The organism is Streptomyces sp. NPDC012888 (assembly GCF_042900645.1).
GTDB lineage: Bacteria > Actinomycetota > Actinomycetes > Streptomycetales > Streptomycetaceae > Streptomyces.
This window is the reverse complement of sequence record NZ_JBIBBM010000008.1, coordinates 219437-233709: the sequence shown is the minus strand read 5'-3', so window position 1 is coordinate 233709 and position 14273 is coordinate 219437. Positions and strand designations below refer to the sequence as shown.

The window sequence follows — 14273 nt, the reverse complement described above, 5'->3', positions numbered from 1 at the left end:
CTCGGAGGGGTGGTGTGCGGCCGCCTCCCGACCACGGAGGAACCGGGAGGCGGCTGCTTTCAACGTACGGCTGTTACGCCAGGTCGCGCTTGGCGGCGATCTTCGCGGAGAGGGCGAAGATGTCGATGAAGCCCTGGGCCTTCGACTGGTCGAAGGTGTCGCCGGTGTCGTAGGTCGCGAGGTTGAAGTCGTACAGCGACTCCTCGGACTTCCGGCCGGTGACGACGGCGCGGCCGCCGTGCAGGGTCATCCGGATGTCGCCGGTGACGTGCTGGTTGGCCTCGTCGATGAAGCCGTCCAGGGCGCGCTTGAGCGGGGAGAACCACAGGCCGTCGTAGACGAGCTCGCCCCAGCGCTGCTCGACCTGCCGCTTGTAGCGGGCCAGCTCGCGCTCGACGGTGACGTTCTCCAGCTCCTGGTGGGCGGTGATCAGCGCGATCGCGCCGGGCGCCTCGTAGACCTCGCGGGACTTGATGCCGACGAGGCGGTCCTCGACCATGTCGATCCGGCCGATGCCCTGGGCGCCGGCCCGCTCGTTGAGCTGCTGGATGGCCTGGAGGACGGTGACGGGCTTGCCGTCGATGGCGACGGGCACGCCCTCCTTGAAGGAGATGACCACCTCGTCGGCCTCGCGCGGGAGGGCCGGGTTCGAGGTGTACTCGTAGATGTCCTCGATCGGCGCGTTCCAGATGTCCTCCAGGAAGCCCGTCTCGACGGCCCGCCCGAAGACGTTCTGGTCGATGGAGTACGGGGACTTCTTGGTGGTCGCGATCGGGAGGTTCTTGGCCTCGCAGAAGGCGATCGCCTTGTCCCGGGTCATGGCGTAGTCGCGGACCGGGGCGATGCACTTCAGGTCGGGGCCGAGGGCCTGGATGCCGGCCTCGAAGCGGACCTGGTCGTTGCCCTTGCCGGTGCAGCCGTGGGCGACGATCGAGGCGTCGTGCTTCTTGGCGGCGGCGACGAGGTGCTTGACGATGGCCGGCCGGGAGAGCGCGGAGACCAGCGGGTAGCGGTCCATGTAGAGGGCGTTGGCCTTGATCGCCGGGAGGCAGTACTCGTCGGCGAACTCGTTCCTGGCGTCCGCGACCTCGGCCTCGACGGCACCGCAGGCGAGCGCGCGCTTGCGGATGACGTCCAGGTCCTCGCCGCCCTGGCCGACGTCCACGGCGACGGCGATGACCTCGGCGCCCGTCTCCTCGGCGATCCAGCCGATGGCGACGGAGGTGTCCAGGCCGCCCGAGTAGGCGAGTACGACGCGCTCGGTCACGGGTTTCTCCTTACGGTGCATTCACTGGTGCCATTCACTGGCAGGCATAACTATGCATGACTCCGTATGTTTCGTCAATCGACGCGGGGGCGGGGCACGGGGACAGGCGGGCGGAGGCCTGGCGCGCGGCCGCCCGGGATGGGCGTTTCGCCAGGTGACGGGGGATCCGGGATGACCGGAAAGAGGGAATCGCACGCTGTGGCCGGCCGCGAGGCGGTCCGTCGCGTACCGGCCGGGTGGCCCGGTGCGCCGACTGGGCCGTGCCGGTACGGCGGGCGGCCCGGCGGATCGTCGCGACGGCCCTGGCGGCCGACCCGGTGCCGGCCAGGGCGGGCGGACCCTGCACGCCGAGTGCTTCGGCCGTCGCCGCGTACTGCGAAAGAAGGACCATGTGGGCCAATGCTTGACGGCGCTGCCTGCGCTGCCGCAGCCGCTCCCGCCGCGTACCTTCTGACATGTGATCGGATCAGCCCTGCTCGTCGGCTCACTGCTCGTCACCATGCTTTCGCTGCCCGCGGAACCGTCCGTGGGACCGGCGGCCCCGCCGCTGCCGCTGCCCGCCCTGATGGCGGACACCGGGGGCGGCAGCCAGCTCATCACCGCGGTCGCCCCCTCGGCCGGGTCCACGACGGGCCGCCTGACGTGGTGGGAACGGCGGGGCGGGCGGTGGCACCGGATGGGCGGCGCGGCGGCCCGGTTCGGGGCGAAGGGGCTGGCCGAGGGCGCGGCCCGGCAGCAGGGCACCAGCACCACGCCCACGGGCCTGTACGACCTGCCGTACGCCTTCGGGATCCGGCCCGCCCCGGCCGGCACCCGGTACCGGTACCGGCGGGTGACCTCCGACTCGTGGTGGTGCCAGGACAACGCGTCGGCCGCGTACAACCGCTGGGTGGAACCGTTGCCCGCGGACTGCAGGCCGGGCGAGGCGGAGCACATGGTGACCTACGCGGAGCAGTACGCCCACGGGCTGGTGATCGGGTTCAACTACGCGCGGCCGGTGCGGAACCGGGGGGCCGGGATCTTCCTGCACGCCAACGGCAAGGGGGCGACGGCGGGGTGCGTGTCGGTGCCGGAACGGACGATGCGGGCGATCCTGCGGTGGGCGGACCCGCGGCGCCGCCCGCACATCGCCGTCGGCACGGCCTCCGGCGCGCTGTCCATCACCCGCTACTGACCACCGGGCCCGGCGCCTGAGCGGGGCCCGGCGAAGCCCCCGGGCGCGTGGCGGAGCCGGGCCGCACCATCAAGCCCGAGCGGCGATTGAGCGGGCCCCGGCGCAGCCACAGCCGCACAGCCAACGCTCCCCCCGGACACACGGGGCTCCGCCCCATACCCCGCTCCTCAAACGCCGGAGGGGCTGGACATGCCCGCCCGGCACCGGCCCGCAGGGCCACACCCCCGGCGGACCCCTCCAAGCCCGAGCGGCGATTGAGCGGGGCCCGGCGAAGCCCCCGGCCGCGTGGCGGAGCCGGGGCGCACCACCAAGGCCGGAGGGCTGGAGTGGCCCGCTCGGCGCTTCGAGGACGGGGCGGGGGGTCAGCCCTCCTTCTGGGCCAGGCGGAGGAGGTGGTCGGCCAGGGCCTGGCCGCCCGCGGGGTCGCGGCTGATCAGCATCAGCGTGTCGTCGCCGGCGATCGTGCCCAGGATCGCGTGGAGTTCGGCCTGGTCGATGGCCGAGGCCAGGAACTGGGCCGCGCCCGGCGGTGTGCGCAGGACCACGAGGTTCGCGGAGGCCTCGGCCGAGATCAGCAGCTCCCCCGAGAGGCGCCGCATCCGCTCCTCCTTGGCCGACTCGCCCAGCGGGGCCTGCGGGGTGCGGAAGCCGCCCTCGCTGGGCACCGCGTAGATGAGCTCTCCGCCCGTGTTGCGGATCTTCACCGCGCCCAGCTCGTCGAGGTCGCGGCTGAGGGTCGCCTGGGTGACGCTCAGCCCGTCGTCGGCGAGCAGCTTCGCCAGCTGGCTCTGCGAGCGCACCGGCTGCCGGTTGAGGATGTCCACGATCCGGCGGTGGCGGGCGGTACGGGTCTGGGGAACGGAGGGGCCGCTCTGCTCGTTGTCCTGCGCCTGACTCATCGTCGTCTCATTCTCCGGATCGTCCGTCCCCAAGGCCTGCGTCGAGGATGCCGGGCAGGGCCCGGACGAACGCGTCCACCTCGCCCTCGGAGATCACGTACGGCGGCATCAGCCGTACGACGTCGGGGGCGGGCGCGTTGACCAGGAAGCCGGCTTCCTGAGCCGCCTGCTGCACCTTCGGCGCGAGCGGCTCCGTCAGCACGATACCCAGCAGGAGGCCCGCGCCGCGGACGTGGGAGACCAGCGGGTGCCCCAGACCCTCGACACCGGACCGGAGTTGCTCGCTCCGTTCCTTGACCCGGTCGAGCAGGCCGTCGGCGGCGATGGTGTCGAGGACGGCGAGTCCGGCCGCGCAGGCGACGGGGTTGCCGCCGAAGGTGGTGCCGTGCTGGCCCGGCTGGAGGAGGCCGGCCGCGTCGCCGAAGGCGACCACCGCGCCGATCGGCAGGCCGCCGCCCAGACCCTTCGCGAGCGTGACGACATCGGGTTCGACCCCTTCGTGGGCCTGGTGCTCGAACCACTGGCCGCAGCGGCCGATGCCGGTCTGCACCTCGTCGAGGACCAGCAGGGTGCCGGTGGCCCGGGTGATCTCGCGGGCGGCCTTGAGGTAGCCGGCCGGCGGGACCACGACGCCGTTCTCGCCCTGGATCGGCTCGATGATCACGAAGGCGGTCTCCTCGGTGACCGCGGCCCGCAGGGCCTCGGCGTCGCCGTAGGGGACGTGGGTGACCTCGCCCGGCAGCGGGAGGAACGGCTCCTGCTTCTTCGGCTGACCGGTCAGGGCGAGCGCGCCCATGGTGCGGCCGTGGAAGCCGCCGGAGGTGGCCACGATGCCGGTCCGCCCGGTCAGCCGGCCGATCTTGAAGGCGGCCTCGTTGGCCTCGGCACCGGAGTTGCAGAAGAAAACCCTGCCCTCCCGGCCGAAGAGGGAGAGCAGCCGCTCGCCGAGGGCGACGACCGGCTCGGAGGCGTACAGGTTCGAGACGTGGCCCAGGGTGCCGATCTGCCGGGTGACGGCCTCCACCAGGGCCGGGTGGGCGTGGCCCAGGGCGTTGACGGCGATGCCGCCGACGAAGTCGGTGTACCGGGTGCCGTCCGCGTCCCAGACCTGCGCGCCCTCGCCGCGGACCAGGGCGAGGGAGGGCGTGCCGTAGTTGTTCGTCAGCGCGCCCTGCCAGCGGGCGGCGAACTCCTGGTTGCCGGTGGCGGTCACCGCTTTCCCCCTTGCTGCTCGTCGGGCACGACCATCGTGCCGATTCCCTCGTCCGTGAAGATCTCCAGCAGGATCGAGTGCTGGACCCGGCCGTCGATGACCCTGGCGGTGCGCACCCCGTTGCGCACGGCGTGCAGACAGCCCTCCATCTTGGGCACCATGCCGCTGGACAGCTCGGGCAGCAGCTTCTCCAGCTCGCCGACGGTGAGCCGGCTGATGACCTCGTCGCTGTTGGGCCAGTCCGCGTAGAGGCCCTCGACGTCGGTGAGGACCATCAGCGTCTCGGCGCCCAGCGCGGCGGCGAGCGCGGCGGCCGCGGTGTCCGCGTTGACGTTGTAGACGTGCCCGTCGTCGGCGCTGCGCGCGATGGAGGAGATCACCGGGATCCGGCCGTCCTCCAGCAGGGCCTCGATGGCTCCGGTGTCGATGCCGGTGATCTCGCCGACCCGGCCGATGTCGACCAGTTCCCCGTCGATCTCCGGCTGGTGCCGGACGGCGGAGATGGTGTGGGCGTCCTCGCCGGTCATGCCGACGGCGAACGGGCCGTGCTGGTTGAGCAGTCCGACCAGCTCCCGCTGGACCTGGCCCGCCAGGACCATCCGTACGACGTCCATGGCCTCGGGGGTGGTGACGCGCAGGCCCGCCTTGAACTCGCTGACCAGGCCCTGCTTGTCGAGCTGGGCGCTGATCTGCGGGCCGCCGCCGTGGACCACGACGGGCTTGAGGCCGGCGTGCCGGAGGAAGACCACGTCCTGCGCGAACGCGGCCTTGAGCTCCTCGTTCACCATGGCGTTGCCGCCGAACTTGATCACGATGGTCTTGCCGTGGTGCCGGGTCAGCCACGGCAGGGCCTCGATCAGGATCTGCGCCTTCGGGAGTGCGGTGTGCTTCCGCGCGGGGCCGGTCATGACGAGTACGCGCTGTTCTCGTGGACGTACTCGGCGGTGAGGTCGTTGGTCCAGATGACCGCGGACGCGTCGCCGGCCGCGAGGTCGGCGGTGATGTGCACGTCGCGGTCCTTCATGGAGACCAGGTCGCGGTCCTCGCCGACCGAGCCGTTCTTGCAGACCCAGACGCCGTTGATGGCGACGTTGAGCCGGTCCGGGTCGAAGGTGGCGCTGGTGGTGCCGATGGCGGACAGCACCCGGCCCCAGTTGGGGTCCTCGCCGTGGACGGCGCACTTGAGGAGGTTGTTGCGGGCGATGGTCCGGCCGACGTCGACGGCCTCGTCCTCGGTGGCCGCGTTGACCACCTCGATCCGGATGTCCTTGCTGGCGCCCTCGGCGTCGCCGATCAGCTGGCGGCCGAGGTCGTCGCAGACGGCGCGGACGGCCTCGGCGAACTCCTCGTACCCGGGCTCCACTCCGGAGGCGCCGGAGGCGAGCAGCAGCACGGTGTCGTTGGTGGACATGCAGCCGTCGGAGTCCACCCGGTCGAAGGTGGTGCGGGTGGCGGCGCGCAGGGCCCGGTCGAGGGTGGGGGCGTCCACGTCGGCGTCGGTGGTGAGCACGACCAGCATGGTGGCGAGGCCGGGCGCGAGCATGCCGGCGCCCTTGGCCATGCCGCCGACGGTGAATCCGGCCGTGGTGACCGCGGCGGTCTTGTGCACGGTGTCGGTGGTCTTGATGGCGATCGCGGCGGCCTCGCCGCCGTCCGCGGCGAGCGCGGCGGCGGCCGTCTCGATGCCGGGGAGCAGCTTGTCCATCGGCAGAAGGACGCCGATCAGGCCGGTGGAGGCCACGGCGATCTCGCCGGCGTTGTGCTCGCCGCCGAGGACGGCGGCGGTCTTCTCCGCGGTGGCGTGGGTGTCCTGGAAGCCCTTCGGGCCGGTGCAGGCGTTGGCGCCCCCGGAGTTGAGGACCACGGCGCTGACCGTGCCGCCGCGCAGGACCTGCTCGGACCACAGCACCGGGGCGGCCTTGACGCGGTTGGAGGTGAAGACGCCCGCGGCGGCCAGTCGCGGCCCTTCGTTGACCACGAGGGCCAGGTCCGGGTTGCCGTTCGCCTTGATCCCGGCCGCGATGCCCGCGGCCGTGAATCCCTGTGCTGCCGTGACGCTCACGGTGCCACTCCGATCGTGGAAAGACCCAGGTTCTCGGGGAACCCGAGGGCGATGTTCATGCTCTGGACGGCGCCGCCGGCGGTGCCCTTGGTCAGGTTGTCGATGGCGCTGATGGCGATGATCCGCTGCGCGGCCGCGTCGTACGCGACCTGGACCTGAACGGCGTTGGAACCGTACACGGACGCCGTGGCCGGCCACTGGCCCTCGGGCAGCAGGTGGACGAAGGGCTCGTCGGCGTACGCCTTGGTGTACGCGGCGCGCAGCGCCTCGGCGGTGGTGCCCGGGGCGGCCTTGGCGGAGCAGGTGGCCAGGATGCCGCGGGACATCGGGGCGAGGGTCGGCGTGAAGGAGACGGAGACGGGGCCGCCCGCGACGGCGGAGAGGTTCTGGACCATCTCGGGGGTGTGCCGGTGCCCGCCGCCGACGCCGTAGGGGCTCATGGAGCCCATCACCTCGGAGCCGAGCAGGTGCGGCTTGAGGGCCTTGCCGGCGCCGGAGGTGCCGGTGGCGGCGACGATCACGGCCTCGGGTTCGGCGAGCTGCTCGGCGTAGGCCGGGAACAGGGCCAGGGTGACGGCCGTGGGGTAACAGCCGGGAACCGCGATGCGCTTGGACCCCTCCAGCGCGGCGCGGCCGCCCGGCAGTTCGGGAAGGCCGTACGGCCAGGTGCCGGCGTGCGGGGAGCCGTAGAAGAGCTCCCAGTCGGCCGCGCTGCGCAGCCGGTGGTCGGCCCCCATGTCGACGACCACGACGTCGTCGCCGAGCTGGGCGGCGACGGCGGCGGACTGGCCGTGCGGCAGGGCGAGGAAGACGACGTCGTGACCGGCGAGAACCTCGGCCGTGGTCGCCTCCAGGGTCCGCCCGGCCAGCGGGACGAGGTGGGGCTGGAGGCCCCCGAGGAGCTGTCCGGCGTTGGTGTTGCCGGTCAGCGCGCCGATCTCCACCTCGGGGTGGGCGAGCAGCAGGCGCAGGACCTCGCCCCCCGCGTATCCGCTCGCTCCGGCCACTGCTGCACGTACCACCATCGGACCCTCCTCCTCGATGGCATGACTATACGTAGCTATGTAGTTTTATGCAAAGCCTTTCCGGGGTGGGCGGAAGGCACCCCTCCACTCTTTCCCCGGGCCGGGGCGTGGGGCAAGGGGCGCTCAGCCGTGCAGCGGGTGCCGCACCCAGACGTTCGGCTCGACGTAGACGGCGTAGCCCTGCCCGGGGTCGCAGTGGACCGGCACCAGCGCGCCGGGCACGCGGACGGGGCCGGGCTCGTCGAAAGGCAGGCCGGTCCACTCCCGCCACTCGGCGAGCGATCCGGAGATGGTCATGGACAGCGGCGCCACCGAGTCGACCACTCCGCCCAGGCGCACGTGCACGCGGAGCCAGGGGTCGTGGGGCAGGCCGTCCTCCCGGGTGCGGAAGGCGTACTCGTGGATCGGGGTGTCCGGCTCGGCGGGCTTGCCGTTGGGCCGGACCGGCGCCACCACCTCGGCGAAGCCGCGGGACCGGGCGTTCTCCCGCATGGCGGTGAGCATCCGGCCGGACAGGCCCTCGCCCTGCCGGCCGGCGGCCACGCTGACCTCGATCGCGCTGACCGTGTCGGGTTCGGTACCGCGGCGGCGGTCGGCGAAGGCCCACATCAGGATCTGGTCCCAGCCGCGCGCCGGGAGGGTGCCGCGCCCGGCGGCGCCCAGGGCGAAGGGCAGGCTGAAGGCCCGGGCGACGACGGTGTCGCCCTCGGTGGCGATGAGCACGTACTCGGGGAACTCCGCCACGATCCGCCCGTACAGCAGCCAGGCCAGGGGGTCCTGGACGGCGAACGCGGGCCAGGTGTCCTCCATGTCGAAGAGCCGGTCGGCCAGTTCGGGGCGGTCCGCGATGGTGGTGATCGTTATGCCGGTCATCCCCGCAGGCTAGGGCGGGCCCCGGTGCCGCTCAACCGGATTGCGGGCGGGGCCGGTCAGGCCAGGGCCGCCGCCAGCCGGCGCGCCGCCTCGGTGAGTTCGCCCGGGCCGGCCACGGCGCCGAAGGCCAGGCGCGCGTACGGTCCCGGGGGCTCGGCGGAGAAGTACGGGCGGCCCGGGGCGACCGCCACGCCCGCGCGCAGGGCGGCCGTGACGAACGCGGACTCCTCGACCCCCTCGGGCAGCCGGGCCCACAGCTGGAGGCCGCCGGAGGGCAGGTGCGGCAGGGTGAGCCCGGGCAGCGACCGGCCCAGCGCGCCGGCCAGGGTCTCCCGGCGGTGGCGCAGCTCGGCCGCGACGGACCTGAGGTGGCGGGGCCAGGCCGGGGCGCCCACGAGTTCGAGGGCGGTCTCCTGGAGCGGGCGCGGGACGAAGAAGCTGTCGACCACCTGGATGGCCCGCAGCCGGTCCAGGACCGGGCCGCGCGCGGACACCGCGCCCACGCGCAGGCTGGCCGAGGTGACCTTGGTCAGCGAGCGGACGTGCACCACCACCCCGTCGGGGTCGTCGGCGGCGAGCGGCGCCGGCAGCGGGCCGGCGTCCTCGTGGGCCAGCGAGCGCGCGTAGTCGTCCTCGACGACGAAGGCGCCGGCCGCGCGGGCGATGCGCATCACCTCGGGGCGCCGCCCGGGGGCCAGCACCGCGCCGGTCGGGTTCTGGAACAGCGGCTGGCACACGAACACCCGCGCCCCGGTGGCCTCGAAGGCGGCGGCCAGCAGGTCCGGCCGCACCCCGTCCGCGTCGGCCGGGACCGGCACCGGACGGCAGCCGGAGGCGCGGGCGATGGCGAGCAGTCCGGGGTACGTCGGGGACTCGACCAGGACCGGCGCGCCGGGCGGGGCGAGCGCGCGCAGGGCGGTGGTGAGCGCGGACTGGCCGCCCGCGGTGACGATGACGTCGGCGGCGGTGACGGCGCCGCCGATCTCCCGGGCGAACCAGTCGCGCAGCTCCGGCAGCCCCTCGACCGGGGGCCGCCCCCATGCACCCGGACGGCGGCCGGCCCGGGCCAGGGCGGCGGCCATGGCCCGCTCGGGCTGGAGGGAGGGGTGCAGGTAGCCGCCGTTGAGCTCGATCACGCCGGTCGACGGCGCGGCGAGCGAGACGAGCACGCCCGAGGCGTCGACGGAGCGGGGCACCAGCTCGGCCGCGGCGTCGGCACTGAGGGCGACTTCCTGCCAGGAGGTGTCCCCGGAGGCGGGAGCCGGGGTCCGCGGCCGGGCCCGGAACGCCCCGGCGCCGGGACGGGTGACGACCAGGCCCTCGGCGGCGAGGAGCGTGAGTGCCCGCGACACCGTGACCGGACTGACCCGGAAACGCTCCACCAGGGCGCGGCTCGACGGCAGCTTTCCACCGATCGAGTAGCGGTCGAGCTCCGAGCGGAGGCTTTCCGCGAGTTCCGCCACACTGCTACGCTCATACATGAGAGCTCAGAATAGCGCTATCGGCTCGACCGGGATAGCGGTCAGCGAACCGGCAGAAGGCCGGACGATGGTCTCCGCCGCCGCGTCCGCGACCGCGGCACCCGCCCGCACCCCCGACGCCACGTACTCCGGCACCGCGCGCTCCGGCGCCACGCACTCCGGCACCGCGCGCTCCGGCACCCTGATGGCCGCCCTCGGGGTCACCGCCTTCTCCCTGACCTTCCCCGCCACCGTGTGGGGCCTGGAGAGCTTCGGCCCGTGGACCCTGGTCTCGCTGCGCAGCGTGCTGGCCGCCCTGCTGGCCGGCGCCTTCCTGATCGCCCTGCGGGTACCGCTGCCGCGCCGTGAGCACTGGCTCCCGCTCGGGGTCGTCGCCGGCGGAGTGGTGGTCGGCTTCCCGCTGCTGACCACCCTGGCCCTGCGGACTTCCAGCACCTCGCACGCCGCCGTGGTCGTCGGCCTGCTGCCGCTGACCACCGCCGCGTTCGCCGCCCGCCGCACCGGGATCAGGCCCTCCCGCACCTTCTGGGCGGCCGCCGTCGCCGGAGCGGCCGTGGTGCTCGGCTTCACCCTGGCCCAGAGCGGCGGCACCCCCTCCGCCGGGGACGGCTTCCTCTTCGCCGCCCTGCTGGTGTGTGCCGCCGGCTACACCGAGGGCGGCCGGCTGGCCCGGGTCATGCCCGGCTGGCAGGTCATCGGCTGGGCGCTGGTGCTGTGCCTGCCGCTCAGCCTGGCCGGTTCCGCGGCCGGCCTCGCGTACGAGCCGGTCACCCTGAACGCGCACGGGGTGGTCGGCCTGGTCTGGGCGGCGGCCGGCTCCACCTTCCTGGGCCTGTACGTCTGGTACCGCGGCATGGCCCGGATCGGACCCGCCCGGGCCAGCCAGCTCCAGCTCGCCCAGCCACTGCTCACCCTGGTCTGGGCGGTGGCCCTGCTGGGCGAGCCGATGAGCCCCGCGGCGCCGCTCACCGCCTGCGCGGTACTGCTGTGCATCGCCGTCACCCAGCGGGCCTGATCGCGACAAACCGCCGTAAACTGACGTCACCGGATCGGACCGGCACCGAGGGAGGTCCCACATGCGAGCGACCGAGGGCGACCAGCTGGTGCAGCACGGCAGGATCGTGGGCCAGCACGACCGGGTGGGCGAGATCGTCCAGGTACTGGGCGAGAACGGCTCACCCCCCTACCGCGTCCACTTCCAGGACGGCCACGAGGCCGTCATGTCCCCCGGACCCGACTGCGTGGTGCGCCACCCGGCCGAGTCCGGACACAAGGGACGTCCCCCGGCCGACGAGTTCCGCTGACCGGCACGCGGCGGCACACCGGATCAGCGCGGCGGCACCGCCGCGCCGTAGTGGTCGGCGACGACCCTGGCCATGGCACCGTTGGGGTCCGCGGCCACGTGCTTCGCGGAGAAGTACGCATGGCCGCGGACCCCGGCGTGCCTCCGGGCCAGGGTGAGGTGCCGTGACAGCTCGGCGGGGTCCCGCCAGGCGGCCGTCGGACTGTTCCGGTCACAGCGGTACAGGGCCTCGCCGATGTACAGGTCCACCCCGGTACCGGCGACCGTCCGCGACCACCAGGGCACCAGCACCCCGTAGTCGGCGCTGCCGTGGCCGATGTGCCAGTAGCACTGCGGGGCGATGTAGTCGAGCCATCCCTCCGTCACCCACTTCCGGGTGTCCGCGTACAGGTCGTCGTACGTCCCCAGCCCCGCCCGGGTCGCCGAGCCGCCCGGGTCCCGGTCCTGGTTGCGCCAGACCGCGAACGGGCTGACCCCGAACCGGGTGCCCGGCCGGACCCGCGCGATCCGCTCCGACATCTCCCGCACCAGGGCGTCGGTGTTGTGCCGCCGCCACGCGGCGCGCGAGGCGAACCCCGCGCCGTGCTCCTCGAAGGCCGCGTCGTCGTCGAAGCGGGCGCCGGCGACCGGGTACGGGTAGAAGTAGTCGTCCCAGTGCACGGCGTCGACCGGGTAGCGGGAGACCGCGTCCAGCATCGCGTCCTGCACGAAGGCCCGCACCTGTGGCAGCCCCGGGTTGTAGTACAGCTTCCCGCCGTACGGGACCGTCCACTCCGGCCGGATCCGGGCCGGGTGGCCCGCGGAGAGCCGGGACGGGTCGGAGTGGTCGTTCGCCACCCGGTACGGGTTGAACCAGGCGTGCAGCTCCAGGCCGCGGGCGTGTGCCTCGGCCACCGCCGTCCCCAGCGGGTCCCAGCCCGGGTCCCGCCCCTGCACCCCGGTCAGCCACTGCGACCAGGGCTCCAGCGGTGAGGGCCACAGCGCGTCGGCGGCCGGGCGCACCTGGAGCACGACCGCGTTCAGCCGGCGCCGGACCGCCGCGTCCAGCAGGGCGAGCAGTTCCCGCCGCTGGACGGCGGCGCCCAGGCCCGCCCGGGAGGGCCAGTCCACGTTCTGCACCGTGGCGATCCACATCCCGCGGAACTCCGGCCCCGCCCGCCGCGCCGGGGCGGCGGGCTCCTCACCCGCCGCCGTGCCCGCCGCGGCCGATGCCGACGCCGACGCCGATTGCGCTGCGGTTGCCGCTGCCGCCGTTCCCGTGACCGAGGCGAACGCCCCCGCGGCTCCGGCGAACAGCTCCCTCCGACCGATGTACGACATGTGATGATCCCCTCGCACAGAGTGACAATCCGGTGTGTCCGCACAGCATGCCCGCCCCGGCCCACCGCGCCGCGCAAGCCCGGGAGTAACGTCGGGGGGCGTGGCGGGCGCCGGAACCGTACGGGGGACCCGCCGACGGATGATCAGCGAAAGGCACCAAGTGACTGACCTCCCTTCCGACATCACACGCGTCGGCGTAGTGGGCTGTGGCCAGATGGGCGCGGGCATCGCCGAGGTGTGCGCCCGCAGCGGCCTTGAGGTCAAGGTCGCCGAGACCACCGGCGAAGCCCTGGAGATCGGACGTACCCGCCTCACCAACTCCCTGACCAAGGCCGCCGAACGCGGCAAGATCACGGAGGAGGAGCGCGACTCCACCCTGGCCCGCCTCAGCTTCACCACCGACCTCGGCGAGTTCGCGGACCGTGACCTGGTCATCGAGGCCGTCGTCGAGAACGAGCAGGTCAAGACCGAGATCTTCCAGGTCCTCGACCAGGTGGTCACCCGGCCGGACGCCATCCTCGCGTCCAACACCTCCTCCATCCCGCTGGTGAAGCTGGCCGTGGCGACCTCCCGCCCCGACCAGGTCATCGGCATCCACTTCTTCAACCCCGCCCCGGTGCAGAAGCTCGTCGAGCTGATCCCGGCGCTGACCACGGGCGAGGAGACCGTCAAGCGGTCCGAGGCCCTGGTGCGGGACGTGCTCGGCAAGCACGCCATCCGCGCCCAGGACCGTTCCGGCTTCGTGGTCAACGCCCTGCTGGTGCCGTACCTGCTGTCCGCGATCCGGATGTTCGAGTCCGGCATCGCGAGCCGCGAGGACATCGACAACGGCATGGAGTTCGGCTGCGCCCACCCGATGGGTCCGCTGAAGCTCTCGGACCTGATCGGCCTGGACACCATCGCCTCGATCGCCGACTCGATGTACGCGGAGTACAAGGAGCCCCTGTACGCCGCTCCCCCGCTGCTCCAGCGGATGGTCGACGCCGGCCGCCTCGGCCGCAAGACCGGCTCGGGCTTCTACCCGTACGGCTGACCGGCCGGGACGGGCGGCACCCGGGCCGGACGGCACCGGGCCAGCCCGCACCGGGGCGGACGGCACCGGCGCCGGACCCGCCCCTCTAGCCGAGCCGGAGATGGTGCAGCAGCAGGAGGCCGGCCGCCGTGTTGGCGGCCGGGACCTCCCCCCGCGCGATCATGTCGGGCACGAGTTTGAGCGGGACCCACTCCCGCCGCGAGGACTCGTACGCGTCCTGCGGCGGTCCCGTGTACGTCGCCCCGTCCGCCCAGAACAGGTGGTGCCGGGCGTCGGTCAGCCCGTTGGCCGGCTCGACGGTCATCAGGTGGTGCAGCGGGCCGGGCCGCCACCCCGACTCCTCCTCCATCTCGCGCGCCGCCGCGGAGGCGAGGTCCTCGCCCTCCTCCACCACCCCGGCGGGCAGCTCCCACCCCCAGCTGTCGGTGATGAAGCGGTGCCGCCACAGCAGCAGCACCTCGTTGGCGTCGTTGACGGCCGTGGCGGCGGCGACCGGCCGGAGCCGGATGACGAAGTGGTCCAGGTGCCGGCCGTCGGGGAGTTCCACATCGGCGAGGTTCACGTCGAACCAGCGGTTCGCGTACACGCTCTGCTCACTCAAGTTCGTCCACTGCACGGTTCTG

14 protein-coding genes are annotated in these 14273 nt (G+C 73.4%); 4 read left to right on the top strand and 10 right to left on the bottom strand.

Annotated features, from left to right (window positions below; genetic code table 11):
* Positions 1-73 precede the first annotated feature (73 nt).
* Positions 74-1267, bottom strand: coding sequence for an argininosuccinate synthase (locus ACFY61_RS16930; RefSeq protein ID WP_389472529.1), 1194 nt, complete (start codon positions 1265-1267; stop codon positions 74-76).
* 499 nt (positions 1268-1766) lie between these two features.
* On the opposite strand from ACFY61_RS16930, the gene ACFY61_RS16925 reads away from it, so the two are divergent.
* The gene (locus tag ACFY61_RS16925; RefSeq protein WP_389472738.1) at positions 1767-2441 is read left to right on the top strand and encodes a L,D-transpeptidase; all 675 of its coding nucleotides are present in this window, start codon (positions 1767-1769) and stop codon (positions 2439-2441) included.
* 362 nt (positions 2442-2803) lie between these two features.
* Here ACFY61_RS16925 and ACFY61_RS16920 read toward each other — a convergent pair whose 3' ends face one another.
* From ACFY61_RS16920 to ACFY61_RS16890, 7 genes are all read right to left on the bottom strand, one after another.
* Positions 2804-3340, bottom strand: a complete 537-nt coding sequence (locus ACFY61_RS16920) for an arginine repressor (RefSeq protein WP_389472527.1) — start codon at positions 3338-3340, stop codon at positions 2804-2806.
* A gap of 7 nt (positions 3341-3347) precedes the next feature.
* Positions 3348-4553 (bottom strand): acetylornithine transaminase, encoded by a 1206-nt coding sequence (locus ACFY61_RS16915; RefSeq protein ID WP_389472524.1) that lies wholly within the window; start codon positions 4551-4553, stop codon positions 3348-3350.
* The gene (gene argB / locus ACFY61_RS16910; RefSeq protein WP_389472523.1) at positions 4550-5461 is read right to left on the bottom strand and encodes an acetylglutamate kinase; all 912 of its coding nucleotides are present in this window, start codon (positions 5459-5461) and stop codon (positions 4550-4552) included. The genes ACFY61_RS16915 and argB overlap by 4 nt, the downstream gene beginning before the upstream one ends.
* Positions 5458-6615, bottom strand: a complete 1158-nt coding sequence (gene argJ / locus ACFY61_RS16905) for a bifunctional glutamate N-acetyltransferase/amino-acid acetyltransferase ArgJ (RefSeq protein ID WP_389472520.1) — start codon at positions 6613-6615, stop codon at positions 5458-5460. Before argJ ends, argB begins: the two co-directional genes overlap by 4 nt.
* Entirely contained in the window at positions 6612-7640 is a 1029-nt protein-coding gene (argC, locus tag ACFY61_RS16900; protein WP_389472519.1) for an N-acetyl-gamma-glutamyl-phosphate reductase, read from the bottom strand. Before argC ends, argJ begins: the two co-directional genes overlap by 4 nt.
* 123 nt (positions 7641-7763) lie before the next feature.
* A complete protein-coding gene (locus tag ACFY61_RS16895) occupies positions 7764-8513 on the bottom strand; it encodes an N-acetyltransferase (RefSeq protein WP_389472516.1) in 750 nt (249 codons plus the stop codon).
* Positions 8514-8569: 56 nt separating this feature from the next.
* Positions 8570-9994 carry a PLP-dependent aminotransferase family protein gene (locus ACFY61_RS16890; RefSeq protein ID WP_389472514.1) on the bottom strand — a complete coding sequence of 475 codons (1425 nt, stop codon included), beginning with the start codon at positions 9992-9994 and terminating at the stop codon, positions 8570-8572.
* Between ACFY61_RS16890 and ACFY61_RS16885 the strand changes: the two genes are divergently transcribed.
* Together ACFY61_RS16885 and ACFY61_RS16880 are read left to right on the top strand one after the other, a co-directional pair.
* The gene (locus ACFY61_RS16885; RefSeq protein ID WP_389472512.1) at positions 9993-11009 is read left to right on the top strand and encodes a DMT family transporter; all 1017 of its coding nucleotides are present in this window, start codon (positions 9993-9995) and stop codon (positions 11007-11009) included. The genes ACFY61_RS16890 and ACFY61_RS16885 overlap by 2 nt on opposite strands.
* A 61-nt stretch (positions 11010-11070) precedes the next feature.
* Positions 11071-11298: a DUF1918 domain-containing protein gene (locus ACFY61_RS16880; RefSeq protein WP_389472509.1), complete on the top strand. Its 228-nt coding sequence runs from the start codon at positions 11071-11073 to the stop codon at positions 11296-11298.
* A 23-nt stretch (positions 11299-11321) separates the two neighbouring features.
* Here the strand turns inward: ACFY61_RS16880 and ACFY61_RS16875 are convergent, their stop codons facing one another.
* Complete coding sequence (locus tag ACFY61_RS16875; RefSeq protein ID WP_389472507.1) at positions 11322-12617, bottom strand: glycoside hydrolase family 10 protein; 1296 nt, start codon at positions 12615-12617, stop codon at positions 11322-11324.
* 139 nt (positions 12618-12756) lie between these two features.
* On the opposite strand from ACFY61_RS16875, the gene ACFY61_RS16870 reads away from it, so the two are divergent.
* Positions 12757-13650, top strand: a complete 894-nt coding sequence (locus ACFY61_RS16870) for a 3-hydroxybutyryl-CoA dehydrogenase (RefSeq protein WP_389472505.1) — start codon at positions 12757-12759, stop codon at positions 13648-13650.
* An 85-nt stretch (positions 13651-13735) separates the two neighbouring features.
* On the opposite strand, the gene ACFY61_RS16865 is transcribed toward ACFY61_RS16870, so the two are convergent.
* Positions 13736-14266 (bottom strand): NUDIX hydrolase, encoded by a 531-nt coding sequence (locus tag ACFY61_RS16865; RefSeq protein WP_389472503.1) that lies wholly within the window; start codon positions 14264-14266, stop codon positions 13736-13738.
* Between the last annotated feature and the right edge of the window lie 7 nt (positions 14267-14273).